At 52.1% G+C, this 23,409-nt stretch carries 21 protein-coding genes and 1 riboswitch; of the genes, 2 read left to right on the top strand and 19 right to left on the bottom strand.

Features of this window, described 5'->3' with window-relative positions:
• Positions 1–27 precede the first annotated feature (27 nt).
• The 18 genes from NYE29_RS12510 to fni form a co-directional block, all read right to left on the bottom strand.
• Positions 28–405, bottom strand: a complete 378-nt coding sequence (locus NYE29_RS12510) for an ATP synthase subunit I (protein ID WP_038597428.1) — start codon at positions 403–405, stop codon at positions 28–30.
• Positions 398–631 (bottom strand): AtpZ/AtpI family protein, encoded by a 234-nt coding sequence (locus NYE29_RS12505; protein WP_052092354.1) that lies wholly within the window; start codon positions 629–631, stop codon positions 398–400. The genes NYE29_RS12510 and NYE29_RS12505 overlap by 8 nt, the downstream gene beginning before the upstream one ends.
• Before the next feature lie 179 nt (positions 632–810).
• Positions 811–1,971, bottom strand: a complete 1,161-nt coding sequence (gene wecB, locus NYE29_RS12500) for a non-hydrolyzing UDP-N-acetylglucosamine 2-epimerase (protein ID WP_038597431.1) — start codon at positions 1,969–1,971, stop codon at positions 811–813.
• A gap of 66 nt (positions 1,972–2,037) precedes the next feature.
• Entirely contained in the window at positions 2,038–2,667 is a 630-nt protein-coding gene (upp, locus tag NYE29_RS12495; protein WP_038597434.1) for a uracil phosphoribosyltransferase, read from the bottom strand.
• 460 nt (positions 2,668–3,127) lie between these two features.
• The gene (glyA, locus tag NYE29_RS12490; RefSeq protein ID WP_038597437.1) at positions 3,128–4,378 is read right to left on the bottom strand and encodes a serine hydroxymethyltransferase; all 1,251 of its coding nucleotides are present in this window, start codon (positions 4,376–4,378) and stop codon (positions 3,128–3,130) included.
• A gap of 87 nt (positions 4,379–4,465) precedes the next feature.
• Entirely contained in the window at positions 4,466–5,056 is a 591-nt protein-coding gene (locus tag NYE29_RS12485) for a TIGR01440 family protein (protein WP_445322207.1), read from the bottom strand.
• Positions 5,057–5,289: 233 nt separating this feature from the next.
• Positions 5,290–5,372: riboswitch (ZMP/ZTP riboswitch) on the bottom strand.
• Between the two features lie 50 nt (positions 5,373–5,422).
• Positions 5,423–6,010, bottom strand: coding sequence for a low molecular weight protein arginine phosphatase (locus NYE29_RS12480; RefSeq protein WP_076109662.1), 588 nt, complete (start codon positions 6,008–6,010; stop codon positions 5,423–5,425).
• 52 nt (positions 6,011–6,062) lie between these two features.
• Positions 6,063–6,635 carry a manganese efflux pump MntP gene (locus NYE29_RS12475; RefSeq protein ID WP_076109663.1) on the bottom strand — a complete coding sequence of 191 codons (573 nt, stop codon included), beginning with the start codon at positions 6,633–6,635 and terminating at the stop codon, positions 6,063–6,065.
• Between the two features lie 217 nt (positions 6,636–6,852).
• On the bottom strand, positions 6,853–8,130 hold the full coding sequence (locus NYE29_RS12470) for an L-threonylcarbamoyladenylate synthase (protein ID WP_340896227.1): 1,278 nt from the start codon (positions 8,128–8,130) through the stop codon (positions 6,853–6,855).
• Positions 8,131–8,260: 130 nt separating this feature from the next.
• Positions 8,261–9,010, bottom strand: coding sequence for a stage II sporulation protein R (gene spoIIR, locus NYE29_RS12465; protein WP_340896226.1), 750 nt, complete (start codon positions 9,008–9,010; stop codon positions 8,261–8,263).
• 108 nt (positions 9,011–9,118) lie between these two features.
• Positions 9,119–10,330 (bottom strand): FtsW/RodA/SpoVE family cell cycle protein, encoded by a 1,212-nt coding sequence (locus NYE29_RS12460; RefSeq protein ID WP_076109666.1) that lies wholly within the window; start codon positions 10,328–10,330, stop codon positions 9,119–9,121.
• 233 nt (positions 10,331–10,563) lie between these two features.
• Positions 10,564–11,748, bottom strand: coding sequence for an FtsW/RodA/SpoVE family cell cycle protein (locus NYE29_RS12455; RefSeq protein WP_340896225.1), 1,185 nt, complete (start codon positions 11,746–11,748; stop codon positions 10,564–10,566).
• Between the two features lie 129 nt (positions 11,749–11,877).
• Positions 11,878–12,897, bottom strand: a complete 1,020-nt coding sequence (locus NYE29_RS12450) for a N5-glutamine methyltransferase family protein (RefSeq protein WP_340899692.1) — start codon at positions 12,895–12,897, stop codon at positions 11,878–11,880.
• Positions 12,898–12,922: 25 nt separating this feature from the next.
• Positions 12,923–13,990, bottom strand: a complete 1,068-nt coding sequence (gene prfA, locus NYE29_RS12445) for a peptide chain release factor 1 (RefSeq protein WP_076109669.1) — start codon at positions 13,988–13,990, stop codon at positions 12,923–12,925.
• 353 nt (positions 13,991–14,343) lie between these two features.
• Positions 14,344–15,444, bottom strand: coding sequence for a redox-regulated ATPase YchF (ychF, locus tag NYE29_RS12440; protein WP_038597457.1), 1,101 nt, complete (start codon positions 15,442–15,444; stop codon positions 14,344–14,346).
• Between the two features lie 189 nt (positions 15,445–15,633).
• Positions 15,634–16,977, bottom strand: a complete 1,344-nt coding sequence (locus tag NYE29_RS12435) for a S41 family peptidase (protein ID WP_340896221.1) — start codon at positions 16,975–16,977, stop codon at positions 15,634–15,636.
• 150 nt (positions 16,978–17,127) lie between these two features.
• On the bottom strand, positions 17,128–17,598 hold the full coding sequence (locus NYE29_RS12430; RefSeq protein WP_340896220.1) for a GNAT family N-acetyltransferase: 471 nt from the start codon (positions 17,596–17,598) through the stop codon (positions 17,128–17,130).
• Positions 17,599–17,639: 41 nt separating this feature from the next.
• Positions 17,640–18,770 (bottom strand): type 2 isopentenyl-diphosphate Delta-isomerase, encoded by a 1,131-nt coding sequence (fni, locus tag NYE29_RS12425; RefSeq protein ID WP_445322206.1) that lies wholly within the window; start codon positions 18,768–18,770, stop codon positions 17,640–17,642.
• Between the two features lie 258 nt (positions 18,771–19,028).
• Here fni and NYE29_RS12420 point away from each other — a divergent pair, with 258 nt between their 5' ends.
• Entirely contained in the window at positions 19,029–20,564 is a 1,536-nt protein-coding gene (locus NYE29_RS12420; protein ID WP_340896218.1) for a phospholipase D family protein, read from the top strand.
• 110 nt (positions 20,565–20,674) lie between these two features.
• Here NYE29_RS12420 and cls read toward each other — a convergent pair whose 3' ends face one another.
• Positions 20,675–22,183, bottom strand: a complete 1,509-nt coding sequence (cls, locus tag NYE29_RS12415; RefSeq protein WP_340896217.1) for a cardiolipin synthase — start codon at positions 22,181–22,183, stop codon at positions 20,675–20,677.
• 227 nt (positions 22,184–22,410) lie between these two features.
• Here cls and NYE29_RS12410 point away from each other — a divergent pair, with 227 nt between their 5' ends.
• The gene (locus NYE29_RS12410; protein WP_340896215.1) at positions 22,411–23,325 is read left to right on the top strand and encodes a TetR/AcrR family transcriptional regulator; all 915 of its coding nucleotides are present in this window, start codon (positions 22,411–22,413) and stop codon (positions 23,323–23,325) included.
• Positions 23,326–23,409 lie beyond the last annotated feature (84 nt).

Raw genomic sequence — 23,409 nt, 5'->3', positions numbered from 1 at the left:
TATCATCCCCCTTTCTCTTTAATCTGGCTACAACTTATTCCTAATACCTAAATATATCCCCACAGGAATAGAGAGAAGCTGGGGAATGAACAGGCCGGCAATGGTTGCCTCCAGCGAGAAATGCTCGATCTTGACCGAAAACATGGTGACCAGAATCGCAAAACAGATCCGTGTAAGAAAACCAAGGCTGAATGCCTTCCCCTCGTGGTTTGCAGCCGACTTTGTTACCCGCCTTACTTTGGCGGCAAGATAACGAAAGTTGACCAATCCCGCTAACAAACCAAGCGCCATTCCCAGTGTCACGGTACGGGTCTCATGATGAAGTGCCCATCCCATTAACAATCCGGACATCACAACGAGAGTAATCCTGGTAACGGAATTGATCATGGGAGTCATATTATCCATTTTGCTCCCCCAGAAATTTTTTGATTAGCAGGACGACGTTAACGATCCCGAGAAGCATCCCGGTGATTGTACCGATGGCCAGCCAGGATTTGGGGCCGTCCATCTGATTTTGCAGCCATCTTGCCGCAAAAAAACCTATAATAATGTAAGCGGCAAGCAAAGTGCCTGCACTTCCGATGACTAAAGCGGTCCGTCCCAGTCCGGCTTCGTCCTTTTGTTCCTTCATAGGCTACAATCCCAACTAATTTTACTGAATATCCAGACTCTTTGTCAATTCATTGAAAATTGCTCAAAAGTGCTTGAAAACATGAAAATAATCACAGCAAAGCCTACCAAAACCATATAAACCGTACAGTTTCACTGTATGCTGTTTTTATTCACTTTAGTATATTAGTCGTTGTGCCATTAATTATTAGTTGTGAACATTCTGTGAAATTCCTCAGGACGCTCTTCAACGGCTCCAAAATGGTGCAAAATCGCATTGACAATTCTCTCGGAGGCTTTGCCGTCTCCATACGGGTTGGCGGCCCGGCTCATCGACTGATACAGATTCTGATCGGTCAAAAGAGCATGTGTCCGTTGATACACCTTCTCCTCGTCCGTTCCCACAAGCTCCAATGTTCCGGCTTCGATCCCTTCCGGGCGCTCGGTTGTATCACGCAGCACAAGCACAGGAACTCCAAAGGAGGGAGCTTCCTCCTGCAGGCCGCCGGAGTCGGTCAAAATCAGGTGGGTATGCGGATAAAAATTATGCAGATCAACGACATCCAGCGGATCAATCAGCTTGATTCTCGGGTGTCCGCCCAATATCTCATGCGCCGGTTCCTTGACTGCCGGACTCGGATGCACAGGATAAACAATGGCTACATCTTCAAATTCATCAGCGATTCTTTTGACAGCACGGAAAATATGACGGTGCGGTTCGCCTTGAGATTCTCTGCGGTGCGCCGTCATTAAAATTAGTCTTTTTCCTGAAGCAAAATCCAGTACAGGATGCCGGTAGTCCGGCTGTACGGTATATTGAAACACATCGGTAACTGTATTGCCTGTGATATAAATGCTTGACTCTTTTTTGTTCTCGTGTCTCAAATTCCCTGCCGACAAATCTGTCGGAGCAAAGTGCAGATCCGCGAGGACTCCCGTAAGCTGGCGGTTCATTTCCTCAGGATACGGGGACAATTTATTCCAGGTCCGAAGTCCCGCCTCAACATGTCCTACTTGAATTTGCTGCAGGAAAGAGGCATAACTGGCCAGAAAAGTCGTCAGTGTATCTCCATGCACCAGCACGAGATCAGGTTTGGCCTCACGCAGTACAGGTTCAAGTCCTTCCAGCACCCGAATGGTGATTTCATTCAACGTCTGGCGGTCCTTCATCACATCCAGATCGTAGTCAGGCGTGATTTTAAAGACCTCCAGCACCTGATCCAGCAGCTCACGGTGCTGCGCGGTCACACATACAACAGATTCGATGTGCTCGGGATGCCTGTTCAGTTCCAGGACCAGAGGCGCCATCTTGATCGCCTCGGGGCGCACTCCGAAAATCGTCATTACTTTAATTTTGGACATAACCCCCACCCTCTCTTTTAAAATAGATGCTTGTTTTACGTTTATTCTATATTACTTCTCTAGAGATTATTTGGTTCCATATAACCGGTCTCCGGCATCGCCAAGCCCCGGAATGATATACCCGTGTTCATTCAGATGGTCATCCAGTGCTGCCACATAGATATCCACATCAGGATGGGCTGCTTGTACAGCGGCAACACCTTCAGGGGCGGCAATCAGATTCATCATCTTAATTTGGGTACAGCCGCGGTTCTTCAAAGAAGTGATTGCTGCAATTGCAGAGCCGCCTGTTGCCAGCATCGGGTCGATAACGATCAATTCCCGTTCCTGCACATCCGTAGGAAGCTTAATGTAATATTCGACAGGCTGAAGGGTTTCCGGATCACGGAACAAACCTACATGTCCTACTTTAGCTGCCGGAAGCAGCTTCAGAACGCCTTCAAGCATTCCCAGGCCGGCCCGCAGGATCGGTACCAAGCCAAGCATTCTTCCTGAGATAACCTTGCCCTGTGTTTCGGCCACCGGCGTCTGCACAGTAATTGTCTCCAGCGGAATATCCCGCGTGATTTCATAAGCCATCAGTGTAGCAACTTCATCGACATGCTCTCTGAATTCTTTCGTGTTGGTCCGCACATCGCGAATAAATGTTAGTTTGTGCTGAATCAAAGGATGATCGCAAATCACCAATTTTCCCATTTCTGTCCCTCCGGTAATTGTGAGTCTTGTTCGCCATAGAAAGCGCTTTTGCTTCTTCCGTGGCTAAATCCTGTCTATTATATCATCACCGGAGGCTCTTTTCACCTACGATGACTTAGTCCTTTTCACGGAAGCATAAACAAAGGCAAGCTATTCCTTCCAGTACAGTCAGGAAAATCCCGAGTACTTTGGAAATAGAGTGCGCTTTAGTTTGTTCTATTTGATGCATTTAATACTATTCACATTTTTTTCACTTATTTTAATGAAAACTCCATGAACTTTCATGAATATTTCACGACAACATCAGTCTGTTTTCAATTTTAAAATGTGAACATTATGTCACATGAAGACCTCGCTTCTTTATATCATCTTCCAAAAAAACCCCCGAAGCAGCCGGGATACCGGCGCAACGGAGGCGAAAGTTTTTAAGCTCGGAATAGTCTGGCCGCAAAGTGGATATTTAGTACTGAAGACCCGGATAAATCGGGTATTGATCTGTAAGCTGGGCGACCTCACGGGCCGCTTCAGTCAATTTAGCTTCATCCTTCGGATTCTTCAGCACGTTTGCGATAATACGGCCGATTGTTACCATAGCCTGCTCGTCCATGCCGCGCGAAGTAACCGCAGGTGTTCCGATCCGGATGCCGCTGGTTACAAATGGGCTGGTAGGATCAAACGGGATTGCATTTTTGTTCACGGTAATACCGATGGAATCCAGTACTTTCTCCGCATCTTTTCCGGTAATGCTCAGATTGCGGGTATCCAGCAGCATCAGATGGTTGTCCGTACCGCCGGAAACGATGTTAACTCCTTCTCCGATCAGCGTCTCCGCAAGTACTTTAGCGTTCTTCACCACATTCTCGGCATAGGTCTTGAAGGATGGCTGCAATGCTTCGCCGAAGGAAACCGCTTTGGAGGCAATCACATGCATCAGCGGTCCGCCTTGGGAACCAGGGAATACAGCTTTATCAATGGCCGCGGCCCATGGCTGTCTGCAGAGAATCATGCCTCCGCGCGGACCACGCAAGGTTTTGTGCGTTGTTGTAGTGACAAAGTGGGCATGCGGAACCGGACTCGGATGAACACCAGCAGCAACCAGCCCTGCGATATGAGCCATATCGACCATGAACAGTGCACCTACGTCATTCGCAATGGAACCGAGTGCTGCAAAATCAATCGTCCGCGGATACGCACTTGCACCGGCTACAATCAATTTAGGACGGTGTTTGAAGGCGGCTTTGCGCACTTCATCATAATCGATCAGGAATGTGTCTTCCTGCACACCATAAGCAACAAAGTTATAAAGCAAGCCGGAGGCATTCACAGGACTGCCGTGTGTCAAATGGCCGCCATGCGCCAGGTTCATCCCCAGTACAGTATCGCCAGGATTCAGCGCGGCAAGATAAACTGCCATATTGGCCTGAGCGCCGGAATGCGGCTGCACATTGACATGTTCGGCACCAAACAGTTGTTTGGCACGGTCGCGGGCCAGATTCTCCACGATATCCACATCTTCACAACCGCCATAGTAACGTTTGCCAGGATAACCTTCGGCGTATTTATTCGTGAGTACGGAGCCCATGGCCTCCATTACTGCTTCACTGACGATATTTTCCGAAGCGATAAGCTCAATGTTGGCACGCTGACGGCTTAGTTCCAGTCCCATGGCTTCCAGTACTGCAGGGTCACTCTTACGCAATTGTTCCATAATTTTTGATTTCCTCCCTAGTGCTTTAGTTTATGTTGTACTTATTTAATCCCTGATTGTTAATGTATTGCCTAAAAGCCGCTGCCCTGCTTAATCGCAGAGCTGTGCACCACTGGTTTCCGGTGTACGGTATACCGCACGTTCCCCTCCGATAAGAGGCGGTCTGCTCCAGGCCGCATTGACTCTGGCCGAACCGATATAGCGCAAACTCGGGCGAAACGGAACCGCCACCCGGCGCAGATGCATGCCGATCAGCGTCTCACCAATGTCAATCCCGGCATGGGCTTCCACCGTTTCAGCCAAAACAGGGTCGGCCATCGAGCGGTACGCTGCGGCAGCCATTGAACCGCCGGCTCCCGGTATCGGCACCGCCGAAACCTCCCTCAGTCCGAGCGACTCCAGCAAAGAACGCTCCATGACAAGCGAACGGTTCAAATGCTCACAGCATTGGTATACGGGATGAAACCCCCATTTATCAGCAACCTGGCGAACACCCTGCAGCAGTTGCTCTGCCACTTCAAGCGCCCCGCCGGTTCCAATCCGGACGCCGGCTACTTCGCTTGTACTGACTCCGACGACCAGGATTTTTCCCGGCCCCAGCTTGCCGGCTTCCGCCAGTTCGCCTACGACTGCTGCGGTGGCAGCAGCCAAGGAAAGCTCAGTCCCCCCCGGTTCCACCACTTCCCCGGCCGGACTGCCGGGAGCGCGTTCTTCCCAAGAGTCCTGCTTCATGACTTCATCCATCACTTCTGCCTCCTCAACGTTGACTGCAACTCAGTTCAAGCCAAACCGTGTTTTTACTGCAGAGGTACCGCTGCGCCACAGCAGGGAATGAACGCTGAAAGATAAAGCGCAGCTTAATCTTACATACATTTTAAACAAAAAAGAGCAGTCCGCAGGAAGCTGCGGATGTGCTCTTTTGCCCAGGCGACCGGCCGTTTATTCCAGTGCTCCATCGTGGTTTGATCCACATTTGTCGCCAGTTACACCGGAACCGGATAATATTTATTTCATCTTAAAGGAAAGGCTGCGAAAAATCAACCTTCTTTACAAACGGCGTAAGGATTCCAATTTATCAAGCAGATTGTAAAGAGCGGTACGGATTTCCGCTGCTGCCAGCTCATAATCCTCACGGGAACCGCCATAAGGGTCGGTAATATCAAAGCTTGGAATCCGCTGGCGGATCTCGATTATCCGCTGCAAATCGGTCGCCTTCGGCTCTCCGCCCAGTGCTATGCTTAGTTCCGCATCTGCATACAAGCTGTCCAGCTCCTGAATATCGCTATTAACCGCCTCTTCATCATGGACATATTCTTTCAAGGTATACGTCTTCGTAACCGCGCTAGGAAAATATTGCAGCAAATGCCGTTTATGCCCCCCCGTCAGGGTCAGCACCAGATCCGCCCAGGACACCATCTCTGCGTTCAGCTGTGAGGAGATAATCTGATCATTAATGCCCTCTTCCCGCAAGATTGCTCCAGCGTGTCTGGATATGGAAGTGCCGGAAATGGCAGATACGCCTGCAGACCGCACTTCCAGCTCGATTCCGCGTTCCTTCGCAAGTTTCCGCAGAAGCCCTTCAGCCATAGGACTGCGGCATGTATTCCCGGTGCAGACGAATAAAATATGCAGCATGCTTTCCACCTCCAAATAAAATATAAAATAAATTTCTTTTGCCGTTATTGTATCAGAAGATGAACAGCAATCCAAACGCCAGCAGGATCGCTCCGCCCAGCGCCTCCCCGTAATCGCCCAGTCCACGGCTGACCCGCCTGCCCAGCAGCAGACCGGTAATCGCCATAAGTCCCCCGCAGGCGCCAAAAGCCAGAACAGTTAAAACTATGCTATTCACAAACATACCAAGCGATACCCCAACAGAAAAAGAGTCCACGCTTACACTCAGTGAGATAAGCAGCATGCCCCAGAAGGTCTGGTGATCCATAGACCGTGTTCCATCATGACCGGCCCGGAAAGAGTTGAACACCATATGTCCGCCGAGCAGAATTAACAGCCCCCCGGCTGCGAAAGTTGTTACCTGGCCAAGCAGATGTCCCACATAGCTGCCGGTAAACAAGCCAAGCAGCGGCATCAGCACATGAAAAAAAGCAATAAGCAGGCTGAGATGCAGCACATGCAAAAGACGGATGCCTTTCATCCCGATTCCTACACCGAGCGAAAATGCGTCCATCCCGAGTGCGATTGCCATAATGGCAATCGTTACAAGCTGGCCCCAGCCAGCATATTCCCCTGCTATGCCCATGCCTATACCCCCAAAGTCCGATAGTCTTGTACAACAACGATATGCGGACAAGACGGCAATCATGACTGAGCGGGAGAGGCCGGAGGCGGGGAAACCGCTGGGTGAAAGGATTTTGGTTAAAAATCAGGCGGCCGGGAGGGACTCGACCGGCATTGCACCGGACCGTGGTGCCCCTGCGGGACTTCAACGCAGGGCACTCTGTGAGCGGAGCCGGAAATTATCCGGCGTCGATCACAGATCCACCGGCTGCTTTCATCAGCCGGTTCATGATGGCTGCGCCGAGACCGGCCTCCGGGCAAGCCTCGGCCAGGATGTAGGTCGCTCCCGCTTCATCGAAGCGCCGCAACGCGGCATACAGGGAGCGCGCCCCTTCCTCCGGCGAGTCCAGCGAGCCGAGGGAAACGACGCAGGCGGCCGGAACGGCGGGATACAGGGCCCGGTGTTCCTCGAAGAGGAGCAGGCCCGTCACTTCGCCGTTCCGCTGCGCCGCCTGCAGCAGATCTGCGGCGGTCCCCGCCACGCGCTGCGGGGAAACGCCGCGCACTACGCCTAGCCAGCCGCGCGGAGCGTAGTGCGTGTACTTCATGCCCGGCGCGCGCGGCGCCGGGCTGCTGTTACCGGCGGCCTGCGCCGCGCCGGCAGGCTGGCCGGAGGCGGAGCCGGTACCGGCGTCCGCATCCACTCGGGCCGTGGACGGGCCGGCTGCACCGGCGGCAAAGTCCACGGCAGCGGCCGGGGCGGTGTCCACAGCCCCGGCACCCGCAACCGCCGCCAGCTGCTCGGCGGTAATGCCGCCCGGACGGAGCACAGCGACCGTCCCGTCCGGCTGCACCTGCACGACGGTCGACTCCAGGCCGACCCCGGCGGCGCCGCCGTCCAGAACCCCGCCGATGTATCCGGCGAGGTCTTCCATCACATGGGCGGCCAGTGTCGGACTTGGCCGCCCGGAACGGTTGGCGCTGGGCGCGGCAACCGGGCAGCCGGCTTCGCCCAGCAGCGCGAGCGCAAGCGGGTGGTCAGGCATACGCACGCCGACCGTATCAAGCCCGGCCGTCACCAGCGGAGACAACACGCCGGGCCGAACCGGGAGTACGAGCGTCAGCGGACCGGGCCAAAATGCGTCGATCAATGCCGCGCCCACCGGATGCACTTCCGTCACAAGGTCATCCAGATCCGCCCGCTGCGCAATATGCACGATTAGAGGATTGTCGGAAGGGCGCCCTTTGGCCGCAAAAACCGCCTCTACTGCAGAGGTATTCCGGGCATCCGCACCAAGCCCGTACACCGTTTCGGTCGGAAATGCGACCGTGCCGCCTTCGCGCAGCATGGCTGCAGCCGCCGTGATTGCCCGCTCATCCGCCTCACTCCGCAGCACCGGAGCCGCAGCCGGGTGATCTCCAGTTTCCTTTACGGAATCCAGCTCCCAGTAAACCGTATTCTTTATGTTTCCGCTCCGGCGCTGGGCCGCGAACGGGTAATCTTTCTGCTCTGTCATTTTTCATCACCTTATCATCTCTTTAAATCTTAAAAACGGCCCCACCAGGTGGGGCCGCAGCAAATCCGCTCAAGTTCATCATATATCGTAACATATCTCGCAACCACGAGCCAGAAAGACTAATATCTGCTCAAGACCATAATCCGCTGATCCAGCTCCAGAGATTGTGCAGCAGTTCCCAGATAAAGAACCGCACTTTCGGAGCCGAAGCTTGTTCATCCCCATTGCCATTCTCAGCCGAAACGGTTGCCACCTTGCCCGCTTCCGCAGCCTTCACCTTGGCTCCATCCTCCGCTCCAGCAGCGGAAACGGTCTTTGCTCCTTTGGAGGAGGCAGCCGCATCTCCCGAGCCTGCATCAATGAAGCATAACGGCGGAAACAGTACGCACCACCAGTTCTGCCCTTTGCCTGCACCGAGCGTAACCCGTACCGCTTCATATTCCCCGGCCGGATACACCGTACCACCGTACATTTTGGTCGGGAAAGGAACCACACCCAGTTCCACCTTATAGGTGTACTCAATCCCCCGCTTTTCCAATTCGTCCGCGACAAGCGCATTCAGCTCCGGCAGATGACCCCGGATCAATGTCCGCGCCTGCTCCAGGCTCTGGGGATCTTCCAGTTCCGCTACCCACTGGTTCATTTGTTCAACAATGGAGTCCCGGATCTGGCGTTTGACCAGCTGATCGCCCGTCATATCCGAGTTCGCCAGAATGCGCAAACGGATCGAATCCTGAGGAATGGTAACCTCCGCTATCGCCGCATCGCTTTTTTGCCCTTCCCAGGCCATCATCAGGATCATAAAAAAACAAACTAAAATGGCAGTATACTTAACGGTTACGCGCAAGGAATCCTGTATTCCCGGTTTATTGACATCCATCTCCTGCAGCCCCTCTCCCTATGAAACTCTTATGTCCCTAGTATGTCCAGGGAAGAGAGGCTGCAAACCTAGCAATCTATTAATTTATAATTAGCAGTTCGATATCCGCTATTTCACAAACGGAATCATGCTGCTGAATTTGCCGGCAGGGGCTGAGGGAGCGGCAAGCATCGGCAGATCCTCTTCCATATCCTGTCCGTATAAAAGCACACTCATGGCAATGCCCATACTGGCCATATTAATCAGAATCGAAGTTCCTCCATAGCTGATAAAGGGCAGGGTAATTCCCGTCAGCGGCATTAAACCGATATAAGCCCCGATATTCTCCAGAATCTGATACAGCAGCATGGCTACAATCCCTACGATGAGAAACGGTCCTGCCCGGTCCCTGCTGACAAGGGCTATCAGAATCAACCGGTGAATCAGGATAAAATAGAGCAGCAGCAGTACTGCCGATCCAACAAATCCAAATTCCTCCGCGATCTGCACAAAAATTGATTCCGAATACAAATAAGGCACCATATTGTTCTGCACGGAGCTTCCCTCCAGGTACCCCTCTCCGTTCATCCCTCCGGAAGCAATGGCAATCTTGGCATTCCGGGTCTGATAACTCGCATCCTTGCTCGCCACATCAGGAACGAGCCAAGGATCGAAGCGTCTGATAAAATGATCGCGCCCCAGAGTTTCTTTAATAAAAACTACTGCTTGATCATGATAGTTAATATAGGTCAAAATAAAGCCGGTCGCGGAGCCTCCGATAATAAGCAGCCCAATCAGGGCATGCGAAAATTTAATATGGCCAATCCACAGGACGCCCAGCAGAATGATGAGATAGCTCAGCGCATTGCCAAGGTCATTCTGGCTGATGACGAGAAGAAAGGGAACCAGTGCGATCAGACTGAGCGGCACGACATCCCGCCAGAACAGCAGCTGATTTTTATTTTTGCGTACCAGCACGGCAGCCAGAAAAATAATCAAAATCAGCTTAAATAGCTCGGCCGGCTGAAAGCTTAATTCACCGACTCCGATCCACCCCTGGCCCCCGTTCTTCACCTTTCCAAAGAAGCTGACCATCAGCAGGATCCCAATGCCCATAATATAAATAAACAGCGCATATTTAACGAGCAGCCGGTAATCAAATATCATCAGCACGGCAAAGCCAACAAAACCCACCCCATAATATTTGATCATTCGAATATGCATTCCGCCCATGCCTTCTCTTCCCTGAGTGACGCTATATATAGAAAAGATACTGATACACATCAGCAAGAGCAGAATAACAATGATGACGCCGTCAATTTTTTTGAGCCTTTGCAGCATAGGGCGAACTCCTTAAGTTATCCGGATTTTGGACTTATGTACAACATAACAGCACAGTATAGCAGCCACTTATTCCCATTGTAAAACATTTTACAGCCTGGATACAATTTTATAGCTTAGGCCCATAATCTTCCTGATCACTCACACTCCCATTTCAAACCTAATCATAGAAAAAAACCGCCGGAGTTCATCTGCATAGATGTTCTCCAGCGGTTTGTTATTTAGTAGCGAAACTATCCTTGCTTGGCAGGGGAAGGGTATAAAGTAGATGTCGGCAAATCCTCCTCAATATCCTGTCCATGCAGCCGCACGCTCATGACGAGGCCAATACTGGCCATATTAATCATAAGCGAGGTGCCCCCGTAGCTGACAAACGGCAGGGTGATTCCGGTAAGCGGCATTAAACCGATAAAAGCCCCGATATTCTCGAAGATTTGATATAGCATCATTGCGACAATCCCTACAATCAGGAAAGGCCCGCCCCGGTCTTTGCACTCCAGCGCAATCAGGATCATCCGGTGAATCAGAATAAAATAAAGCAGCAGCAGCAGCGCCGAGCCGACAAAGCCGAATTCCTCGGCAATCGCAACAAAGATGGAGTCGGAATAGGTGTACGGCACACGGTCCGTCTGTACGGAAGTCCCCTGCATATACCCTTCGCCGCTCATGCCGCCCGAGGCAATTGCCAATTTGGCGTTTTTGGTATGATAGCTCGCTTTGGCCGTTGCTTTATCGGGCACAAGCCAAGGATCAAACCGTTCAATCCAGTGTGAACGCCCAATATCGTCAAGGAACCCCTTAATTTCATCGTGATAGTGAATATAGCTCATAATCCCAGCGGTAGCAGCGCTGGCTATTACTAGCAGTCCAATGAGCGCATGTGAAAATTTGATATTGCCGATCCATAACAGCCCCACCAGAATCACAAGATAAGAGAGCGCGTTACCCAGGTCATTCTGGCTGATGACGATCATAAACGGCAGTAATGTAAGCAGGCCCAATGGTACGACATCACTCCAGAAGCGGAGTTTGTTTCTGTTCTTGCGGACAAGCACGGCCGCTAGAAAAAGAATCAGGATCAGTTTGAACAGCTCCGCGGGCTGTAGACTGAATCCTCCGAACTTAATCCAGCCCTGGGCGCCATTCTGCTCTGCGCCCACAAAGCTGACCAGAACCAGAATTCCGATCCCTGTAATATAAATATACAAAGCGTATTTAACGAGTATCCGGTAATCCACAAACGTCAGTCCGACAAAAGCAATAATGCCGAGCACATAAAATTTGATCATCCGGAGATGTGCCCCGTCCAGTTTTTCCCTTCCATGCGTGACGCTGTATATGGAAAAAATGCTGACGACCATCAACAGCACTAGAATCATTACGATGACGCCGTCAATCTTTTTAATCTTCTGAAGCATATTCTGTCTCCTTACTCTGTACTGGTTCTTCCAGATTCATGCCTGCAGGGAAGTTCCGTCAAAATCTATTGTAAAGGAAGGGGCAGCAAAAATAAAATTCCATCTTCTAACACTTAACTTTCCTGCTTCCTATCGTGCGATGCCCAGCACATGGCGCGGAATTCCGGCGAGATCGTCAACGGTCACGATCTCGTTCCAGTGGCCCGCCGCCGCAAGCAGCGCGGCCACCTGCCCGGCCTGGCCTTGGCCGAGCTCAAAGCCGACCAGCCGCGGCGGGGCCGGGAGCAGCGGCAGCTGCTCCATCATGCGGCGGTAAGGGTCAAGCCCGTCATCGCCGCCATCCAGCGCGGTGCGCGGCTCATGGTCGCGCACTTCGCGCTGCAGCCCGGCGATGTCGCCGCCGGGAATATACGGCGGGTTGGAGACGAGAATATCCGTCTCCATCCCCGCAAACGGCTCGAGCAGATCGCCGAGCCGCAGGTCCACTGCCGCGCCGTGCCGCAACGCGTTGCGCGCGGCCACCGCCAGTGCGCCCGGCGAGATATCGCCGGCGCAGACCACCCACGCCGGCGCTTCCGCCGCCAGCGTGACGGAGATCGCTCCGCTGCCGGCGCCGATATCGACGGCGGTCAGCGGACGGGCGGCGCGTGCTTCCCCTGCGCCGCTGGCGGGGCTGGCTTCCTTGCCGCCTGCCTCTGTGCTGGGTGCAGCCGCTTCAGCTCCGGCTGCACTGCCTGTATGCACGGAGCTGTCCGCAGCTCCCTGCGCTTCTCCCGCTCCTGCATTCACCATCCCGTCCGGCCACAGCTCCGCAGCGTAGCGCAGAATGGCTTCGACGAGCAGCTCCGTCTCCGGCCGGGGGATTAGCACATCCGGCGTCACCTCAAAGGCCCGTCCGTAAAATTCCTGCTCGCCAATAATATACTGCACCGGTTCCCCAGCTGCACGGCGGGTAACTCCGGCTTCCCAGGCATCCTTCACCGCTGCCGGAAAAGGATCAGCCAGCGCCATATAATACGCCGCCCCGGTCAGGCCCAGCACATGCTCCAGCAGAAGCTGCGCACTGCGCTGCGGCTCAACGCACCCATGTCCGGCCAAAAAAGAAGAAGCCTCCGCAAAGGCTTCCCGGATGCTTTGCACGTAAGGCATGACATAAGAGTCGTGTTTCAAAGCATTATTCTCCTTTTTCCATCAATTCCGCTTGTTCCGCAATAGACAGTGCTGAGATAATTTCGGTAATATCTCCGTTCATTACTTGTTCCAGACGGTGCAGCGTAAGTCCGATCCGGTGATCGGTAACCCGGCTCTGCGGGAAGTTGTACGTACGGATACGCTCACTGCGGTCACCTGTGCCGACCTTGCTCTTCCGCTCGCCGGAATATTTAGCTTCCTCTTCCTGGCGTTTCAAGTCTGAGATCCGGGCACGCAACACTTGCAGCGCTTTTTCCTTATTGGAGTTCTGCGATTTACCATCCTGACAGGTAGCCACGATGCCTGTAGGCACATGGGTTACGCGTACGGCAGACTTGGTAGTATTAACGGACTGTCCGCCCGCACCACTGGAGCAGAAGGTGTCGACACGGATGTCTTTATCATGAATTTCGATCTCAAATTCTTCAGCTTCAGGCATAACTGCAACGGTAGAAGTAGACGTATGGATACGTCCGCCTGATTCCGTCGTTGGAATGCGCTGCACACGGTGTGCTCCGCTTTCGAATTTCATCTTGCTGTAAGCACCACGGCCGTTAATAAGGAAGATGACCTCCTTGAAGCCGCCCAGGTCATTTGTATTCACATCCATCAGCTCTACGCGCCAGCCTTGTGCGTCTGCATAACGGGTATACATGCGGTAGAGATCGGAAGCAAACAGAGCTGCTTCATCTCCGCCGGCAGCGCCGCGGATTTCCACAATTACGTTCTTCTCATCATTAGGATCTTTAGGCAGCAGCAGAAGGCGGATCTTCTCCTCCAGCACGGTCTGGCGTGAGGACAGGTCGTCGATTTCCATCTTGACCATTTCCTTCATTTCATCATCGAGCTTCTCAGCCTGCATCATCTTTGCCGCTTCCAGCTCTTCCATTACATTCTTATATTCGGTATAAGCCTCAAAAGCAGGCTGCAAATCAGATTGTTCTTTGGAATAGTCCCTCAGTTTCTTACTGTCGTTTGCAACATCCGGGTCACAAAGCAGTTCACTGAGTTTCTCATAGCGGTCCGCCAGGGATTGCAATCGGTCCAACAAGGGAATTCACCTCTCCTGATTCAATTTCATATTCAATAAATAATGTTTGCATTATTAGATACAATAAAAATAGATATACGACTTTATATTATACCACCGATTATGCCAATTGGCTACATTGCCCCCGTATAGATTTGAGGGATTTTTTAACACAGAGCTTCCGCACCTTATTATGCAGAACCTGCGGTGAGGTTATTCTGCCGTTCCAGCGAGAAATAAAAGGATAATTTATAGCTTGAAGCATATAAACACTTCTATTATTTATAAAAAGGAGCCATCCGGAGGTGAACATCCACCCCGAAATGGCTCCCCTTCTTGACGTTTAAACGCAAAGCAAAGACTGTTTACACGTTTTATACGTTGAAACGGAAATGCATGACATCGCCGTCCTGTACCAGATATTCCTTACCTTCCAGACGCAGCTGTCCGCGTTCCTTGGCACCGTTCATCGAACCTGCGGCTACCAAATCAGCATACGCTACAACTTCCGCCCGGATGAAGCCGCGCTCGAAGTCGGTATGAATGACACCGGCTGCGCCAGGTGCTTTTGTTCCGCGGCGGATGGTCCAGGCACGAACCTCTTGCACGCCGGCTGTGAAATACGTATACAATCCCAGCAGCTTGTAGGCTGCTTTGATCAGGCGGTTCAGGCCGGATTCCTGCAGGCCCAGCTCTTCAAGGAACATCGCCTTGTCTTCACCTTCCAGCTCGGCAATTTCCGCTTCCACTTTGGCGCTGATAGGCACAACCTCTGCATTCTCGGCAGCGGCAAACTCACGGACCTGTTGGACGTACGGGTTATTGTCGGCACTGGACACTTCATCTTCGCCCACATTCGCCGCATACAGCACCGGCTTCAAGGTCAACAGATGCAGATCGCGCACGATCAGGAGCTCATCATCGGACAATTCTACACTGCGTGCTGGTTTATCTTCGTACAGGGCTTCCTTGATTCGTTCCAGCAGTTCAACTTCCTGGGCATATTTCTTGTCGCCGCCCTTGATATTTTTGCGGGACCGCTCAATCCGTTTCTCAAGGCTTTCCAGATCTGCCAGAATCAGCTCCAGGTTAATCGTCTGGATATCGCTGATCGGGTTCACTTTACCGTCCACATGCGTTACGTTCTCATCCACAAAGCAGCGTACGACATGAACAATGGCATCCACTTCACGGATGTGGGCCAGAAACTTGTTGCCAAGACCTTCGCCTTTACTCGCGCCGCGCACAAGTCCGGCAATATCCACAAATTCAAAAGCAGTCGGAACTGTCTTGTTCGGCTGCACCAGCTCGGTCAGCTTATCCAGACGTTCATCCGGCACTTCTACAACACCGACGTTAGGGTCAATCGTACAGAAAGGATAGTTTGCGGATTCTGCTCCCGCTTGCGTAATTGCATTAAATAAAGTGGATTTACCAACATTTGGAAGTCCAACAATTCCAGCTTTCAAAGCCATTTATATGACAACTCCTATTTTCGGTTGTATTGATCGCCCGCATAATTACTGACTTGATCTAAACCATTATATATTAGAACAAAATCTCCAGCAACAGCGGATGTCCGGGGGATGTGTCAGATAAAGGGCGGAGGCGGCAGGCTTTTCGCTGCGCATGGCGGTTAAACGGCTGGCATTAGATAGCCGTGCTTATTGCCGTGAGGCAGCCAGCTCCAGTGCCTTCTGGATCGCTTCGTCTTTGTGCCAGTCTCTGTTTTTTTCGGCATTCACAACAGCATCGGGCATGGTCTTGAATTCATCATTAGCGGATCCATCTGCAGTCAGACCAAGAACCACCGGAAAGTTGAGCACAAATCCGCTATTAGGCAGAGCAGCGATAAGCGGTGTGGCCCCGATGCCGTCCCCACCCGTTTTCTCACCCACCAGGGTAGCAAACCCCGTGCTTTTAGCAAAGGTCGCAAAGCTCTCCGATGAGGAGTAAACATTCCTGTCAACGAGCAAATAGATCTCGCCTTTAAACCCTACAGGGTCGGGAGTAATATCATAGGTATTCACAAAATAAGATTTGAAATCCGTCATAGCTTCAGGTGGAAGCTTCGGCAGCTTTTCCTGCTCCAGTCCCTTAACGGGCACCTCCCCAAACCCTCTGCTTGCCAGAAACGGCTGCTCATACTCTCCGCCTCTAAAGAGCAAATATTCTTTATACGGGAGTTTTTTATCCGTAAGCTTTGCTACAATATTGCTCATCCAGTACCACTGATCTCCACCACCGTTGCCCCGTATGTCGAGGATAAGCGTTGGATAGTCCTTGATCTCGCTTAAAAAATCCGCAATGGCAGGCCCATCCTGTTCTGTGTATTCCGTCCCGAAACTTTCCACCTGCAAATAAGCCGATTTCCCGGGTTCAAGGATTCGGTGGAAAAGGGTGGAGGATTCTGTGGGTTCAGCCTGACTTCCACGGCTGCTCTCCCCAGGTGTGGCCGCAGCTTCGACAGCCCCGTAACGATCCTTTACCTGTTTCTGCTCCAAGATATCGCTCCATGGTTTATAGACAGGATTGCCATCAAAGATCTGCCGGTAATACTGGTACGTTTCTTTTTCCAGCATATAAGTATGTCCATTGTGCAAATCCGCAAGGATTTCATTTAATGCCCCATAGAACTGAAGGTCCGTCGGAGTTTCTTCAGCTTTCTCCAAATACTTATCTTTGTCCGCCAGCCAGTCGACACCATTTGCCCGCTTGTTTACTTCAAAAAACGGATAGTTTTCCTGCAGAATCTTGTACATGTATTCAAAATCCTCATGTTTCTGCTCTCTGGTCAAGGTGGATTCGGCCGAAAGTGCGGTTGCCGGAACTGCAGAAGGTGCAGCAGCAACCTCTGCCGCAGCGGTCCCGGGACCGGATCCTGAATCAGGATAGGCGGCAGCACCATCCGGATTGCCCGAATTCCCGCCATTACAGCCGGTCAAGGCCAATAAGAGAATAAGGCTTAAACCTACCGTTGCTCTGTTAGAATGAATTGTCTTTTGCATAATTTATCTCTCCTTAATAAAGACAATCATATTTTCCTTTTCATCCGAATTAAATCAGATAAGTCACATTTTTCTAATCCAAAGCGTTCTGGAGAACGCCAAAAAAGACCCCTTTACGAGGTCTCTGTGTGCTGCGATGAGCCGGGCTTCTTAAAGCGTTTTGGACATGGTGATGTCCGTAACGAGGTAGCCCATCTTTTTGTACAACTCGAAAGCGCGGTTGTTCTGTCCGAAGACATGCAGGCCGATTTTGGAAACACCCATCTCCCGGGCGGACTCATCAAGCGCAAGCAGGGCCTGTTTGCCATAACCTTTGCCCTGATACGGCTCAAAAATATAAATATCATAGATGAAAGCTTCCCGTCCGGTGCGTGCTTCCGTTACATTAAACCAGATATAACCGGCCTGAGTATTGCTTTCTGTTTCCATAACAGAATACAGGTAGGCCCCGTCTGTGTGAAGTCCTTTGGGCAGGAAACGCACCATCTCTTCCTGAGACTGCCTGAGCGCAGTCTCGGCATCCCATGCCCCCGCTTTGATCTTATCCTCCGCATAATCGCGGGTCGATTGACTCCAGAAAAATTGAAAAGCCATTTCGTCCATTTGGACTAATTTAATCATGATTTGTAATCCTTCCTTAACTCCATAATCTTCGCTCGCCCCTACTTGCGGATCAGTCGCGGGTTGCCGCGCAGAGCTGCAAGATCCGGCGCGCCAATGCCGAACATCGCCGTCCTTAGCTCCAGCTCCACCTGTGCCAGCGCATGGTCCAGCGCTTCCTCAGACTGCACTGCCGGGCCCAGCAGATTCCGACCGAAGCCGGCCAGATCAGCGCCAAGCGCCAGCGCCTTCGCCGCATCTACTCCATGCCTCAGCCCGCCGCTGCCGATAAGCGCGCCCTGCGGTGAAACCGCCCGCACCTCGGCAATACATTCGGCGGTGGGGATTCCCCAGTCGGCAAAGGCCTCCGCCGCCGCGCGCCGCACCGGATCGCTGCTGCGGAACTTCTCGACCTGGCTCCAGGAGGTGCCGCCTGCACCGGCCACATCGATAAAAGCCGCACCGGCATTGTACAGCCTGACCGCTGTCTCGCCGTCGATGCCCCAGCCGACTTCTTTCACGCCTACCGGCACCTCAAGCGTCCGGCATACCTTCTCGATCTCTTGAAGCAGGAAAGCAAAACCTGTGTTGCCTTCCGGCTGAAATACCTCCTGCAGCCCGTTCAGGTGCAGCACCAGCCAGTCGGCGCCGGCAATCTCCACCGCCCGGCGGCATTCTTCCACGCCAAAGCCATAGCTTAGCTGCACAGCGCCAATATTGGCGATAACCGGAATTCCCGGGGCCATGCTGCGTACATGAAAGGTCTCGGCCAGCTCAGAGCGTTCCACAGCCGCACGCACCGAACCTACACCAAGCGCCCAGCCCCGGCGCTCGGCTGCTTCCGCCAGCCGGGCATTGATTGCCCCGGTAGCTTTGCTCCCGCCGGTCATGGAGCTGATCAGCAGCGGTGTGCGCAGCTCCCTCCCCAAGAAGGTCGCACGCAGCGCGATATCGTCAAAGTTCAGCTCCGGAAGCGCATTATGCCGGAACCGGTAATGCTCGAACCCGCTCGTTATCCCGGTGCCGCCGACCTCCTCGTTCAGGCAGAGGCGTACATGCTCAATTTTGCGCTCACCCGTTGTGGATGAAGGCAGCAGAGATGTATGCCCTGCACTGTCTGCAGTCTGCGGATCTCCGCCAGGCTCCGGGCTGAAACGTTCCTTTACTTGCCGGGGCCCTTCATCCTGCGGCATATGATTCATCCTGACTCCCTCCATTTCCATAGCATGCTTCATTATAGCATCGCCGCAGAGCAATTTACAGAATGGGAGCCCCCTTGTACCACGTCAGGACAATGGCATAAGGTATCAGAGGTTCAGCCATACTATAGATTGGTCGATTTCGCAGGTGCTGCTTCACTTCTCCCCCACGGGCGTTAATAGGTTGTTACAATGCCAACGCAGGCTGCAAGAACTGGCTTGACACTGCGGCACACTCAGGAGGATTAACCCATGAATCGACGCAAACATCCCATTATGCCCGGAACCCTTCAATCTACTTATAATATGGAACTGGACTCATCCTTTGCTGCAAAAAAACGCCTCTTCCCACGCCGCCGCTTATGGCTGCTTGCTGCTACTGTGCTCGTGTTATGGTTAGCCGGTGTAATGATTTACCAGACCCATAAACCGCTGCCTCCGGGCCTTTCTTCTGAAAGCCCAGTGTACAAGGTTCAAAATGTACACTTTTGGCATGATTTGACCTACCAGGGCGACAACGGGTCGCAGCACCGGGAAGAGCAGATCCTGCCGAGGATGCTGCAAATTATCGAAGAGTCGCGGGAGTTTCTGGTCGTTGACTTATTTCTGTTCAATGGGTATACCCATAAGGATCAGCAGTTTCCTGCGGTCAGCCGGGAGCTTTCCGATAAGCTTATCGCGCAGAAAATAGCGTACCCCGCTATGGATGTTGTCTTTATCACCGATGAGGTCAACACTAATTACGGCTCTGCCCCCAATCCTCTGCTGGAAGAGATGAAAGCCGCGGGAATCAAAGTCATTCTGACTGATGTAGACGCGCTGCGCGACTCTACTCCTGCCTACTCAGCCGTATGGCGGACCTTCATCCAGTGGTTTGGGCAAACCGGTACAGGCTGGATTCCTAATCTTATGGCCAGCGGAGGGCCTGATATCACAGCCCGTTCATATATGAAGCTGCTGAATGTAAAGGCCAATCACCGCAAAGTTGTAGTCAGCGAGAATACAGCTTTGATCTCCTCCGGCAATGTCCACGATGCCAGTGCTTACCATTCCAATATCGCACTGGAGGTAAGCGGTCCCGTTATTGCCGATATCCTGAAGACTGAGCAGGCCGCGGCAGACCTGTCCGGAGCAGGTCCGCTGCTTGGCAAAGACCCCGTACTCACGGGGAGCGAAACTGCAGCAGACGGTCCGCTGGAGGTACGATATTTAACTGAGGGCAAGGTAAACAAATACGCCCTTGAAGGAATCCGTGCGGCCCAGAAGGGCGACATCCTCTGGATGGGCATGTTCTATCTTGCCGACGACACCATTATTGATGCACTGCAGGAAGCATCCGCACGCGGCGCAGAGGTGCGCCTCCTGCTGGACCCGAACCAAAACGCCTTCGGCCGTGATAAAATCGGCATCCCGAACCGTCCGGTGGCCTGGGAACTGAACCGGCGTTCGGATGGCAACATTGCCATCCGCTGGTACAATACGGGCAAGGAGCAGTATCATACCAAACTCTTGTTCATTGCCAAAGCGGCCGGCAACTCAATCGTCCTGGGCGGCTCCACCAACTTCACGGCCCGCAACCTGGACGACTACAATCTGGAGAATAATCTCTGGGTATCCGTGCCGCAGGATCAGCCGCTCTATGCGGAGATGGAGAGCTACTTCAACACACTTTGGAACAATGAGGGGGCGGAGTACAGTCTGCCCTTGGAGGATTACCAAAGCGAGGTGACCTGGCTCAAATATATAATTTACCGGATGCAGACCCGCCTGGGTCTGACAACATTCTGATCTACAGAAACATCAAGCAGTTCCTGTTTCTTATATTTTCAAAAAAAACGCCGGAAAGCTGCACTCAGCTTCTTCCGGCGTTTTTTTACTTGTCCGTTATCATTCCGTACTCAGAGCAGCGGCGACATCAGCCGGGCTGCAGATTCCAGCATCCGCTCCAGGAGACGTTTATTCATGAAGGTCTCATGTACAATCTGGCGGGTTGACAGCAGATCCCGTTCAAAATCAGCAACGATCCGGGAGACGCTCTCTGTCTGCAGCAGCAGCGCATTGACCTCAAAGTTCAAGTGAAAGCTGCGCATGTCCATGTTTGCAGTACCAATTGTGGCTATCTCGCCATCGGTAATCAGCAGCTTGGAGTGAATGAAGCCCTTCTCGTATTCGTAGATCTTCACACCCGATTCCAGCAAGGCCGGGAAATAGGAATGCGACGCCAGAAACGGCAGCCATTTATCCGGTTTGGCGGGGAACAGCAGCCGCACATCAAGCCCGGACATTGCCGCTACACGCAGTGCGGTCAAGATATCCTCATCCGGAATAAAGTAAGGGCTGGCAATCCAGACCGATTTCTCGGCGGAGGTAATCATGGAGAAGAAGATATTCTTCAGCGCACGCCGTTCGTTATCCGGTCCGCTGGCAATAATCTGCACAGCTCCATCCCCGGCTGTGAACCGCAGCTGTGGCGAGAGGTAGTCCTGCTCCAGTATTTTCTCACCCGTTGTATGCATCCAGTCCTGCAGGAAGATAATCTGCATCGTACGTACTGCCTCGCCTCTGAGCAGCATGTGGGTATCGCGCCAGAAGCCGTACGTCTTGCTGCGGCTTAAGTATTCATCACCAACATTAAGCCCGCCCATAAATCCGACATCGCCGTCTATGACAACAATTTTGCGGTGATTCCGGTAATTAACCCTGCTGGAGAAAAAAGATGTGGAATTGCCGTATGAGGCAACCTGCACTCCTGCATCGCTTAATTCCTTAAGAAACGCTTTGGAAAGCTGAATACTTCCTACAGCGTCGTACATAAATCTGACCGTAACGCCCGCACGGGCCTTCTCGATCAGAATCTGCTGAATGCGGGTGCCGATATGGTCGGCCCGAAAAATATAATATTCCATATGAATATGATGCTGAGCCTGCCGCAGCTCCAGCAGCAGGGTGCCGAAGGTTTCTTCCCCATTGGTAAGAATCCGCGTTTCTGAATTAAAAGAAACCGGCGTCCGCGCGAGCCTTTGCGATAATCCCAGCAGCTTCTGGCGGGCAGGATCAAAGACCGACCAGTCCTGGTGCATGCGCAGGGCATCATTCTCAATCCGTTCATAAGCCATGAGGTCCCGCTGGGCCTTCTTATCATATTTACGCCGTTTGAACACATTTTGTCCGAACAGGAAATAAAAGACGAGTCCCACTACCGGAATCAGGGCAAGCAGCAGAATCCAGGCCATCGTTGTGGAGGGGTTGCGATTCTCCATAAAAATCCCCAGCCCGATCGAGATGACGGTCAACGTGGAGAAAATACTGATGATCGTACCGGCGGTACTTCCAAGTAAACCAAAACCAAAATAATAAAATGCCAGCAAAGCCCCGATAATGATTATCGCCTGCAATCCTCTTCTCATATGCAACCTACCTTCTCTTTCTTCCGTACATCACTAAAATGACACATTTATATATTACATGAATAATCTCTTTCTTCCTACTGGAATCGTCTGCAAAACAAAAATTACAATAATAAGCTAAACTCTCCATACAGAAATTTGTATTGCCGCAAAATATATAATATAATCGGCTTGACCTTAGGGTCATTTACAGAACCCAATAGTCAGGAAAGGAGTTATACCTCTTTGTGATTGACAAAAACGCAAACAAAAAAGAACAGATTATCAAAACAGCCATGCAGCTATTCGCTGTAAAAGGCTCATCCTCCACCTCCATGCAGGAAATTGCTGAGCTATGCGGAATCTCCAAGGGCAGCCTGTACCTGGTGTTCAAGTCTAAGGAAGAGCTGGAACGCAGCATTTACATATATTGCTTCCGCATGATTCGTGATCCCCTGCAGCGTGAGGAATTGGAGAGCCGGAGAAGCCCGCGGGAGAAGCTGCGTAACCAGATCGAGATCGTGCTTAATCATGTATACGAGCTTCGCGAGTTTTTGCAGCGTCAAATTCAGGAATTTGCCGGAAAAGGCGTAATGGAAGTGCCGGAATGGCTGCGCAAGAGCAACGCTCCCCTGCTGACCTGGTTCCAGAATAAACTCGAAACCCTGTACGGGCCCGATATTCTGGCTTACACAGGAGACCTAAGCCTGCTTGGGAGCGGGATGATCCACTCCTATATCCGGGTTATTTTCAATCAAGGGTCACCTGTATCAATCGCACGTATGGCCGACCATCTAGTGGATCTGCTGGACATCGTCGTCTCGGGCCTGCTCGCCGATAAGCCTGATCCCCTGATCTCCTCTACCTACCTCACACAGTGGCTCGAGGAACATGGGGACACCCCGCGCAAAAGTCCGCTGCAGCTGATCAAAGAAATGAAAGTGTTGCTCAGCGCTACTCCCGCCGTAGACACGCAAAGTCTGGAAGAAGGGCTTGAATCTCTGGGGATTCTGGAAAGTGAGATTCTCATGCCACACCCACGTAAGGCAATTATCCGGGGAATGCTGGCCAACCTGCAGAGCTACCCTGTACTGGACAAGGAACTGCAGGATTTGAATAAGCTGATTTCTCCTTACATGCAGAACACATGCGGTTTATATTAACCCTTAAGACCAAAGGAAGTGGAAACAGAGAGAGGAAGTCCGGATAGGCAGTACCAGTAAATTATAAATAGAGGCTTTCCATAG

Source organism: Paenibacillus sp. FSL M7-1046, assembly GCF_038007405.1.
Taxonomy (GTDB): domain Bacteria; phylum Bacillota; class Bacilli; order Paenibacillales; family Paenibacillaceae; genus Paenibacillus_AQ.
Note: the sequence above shows the minus strand (reverse complement) of the source record. Positions and strands in the feature narration are given on the sequence as shown.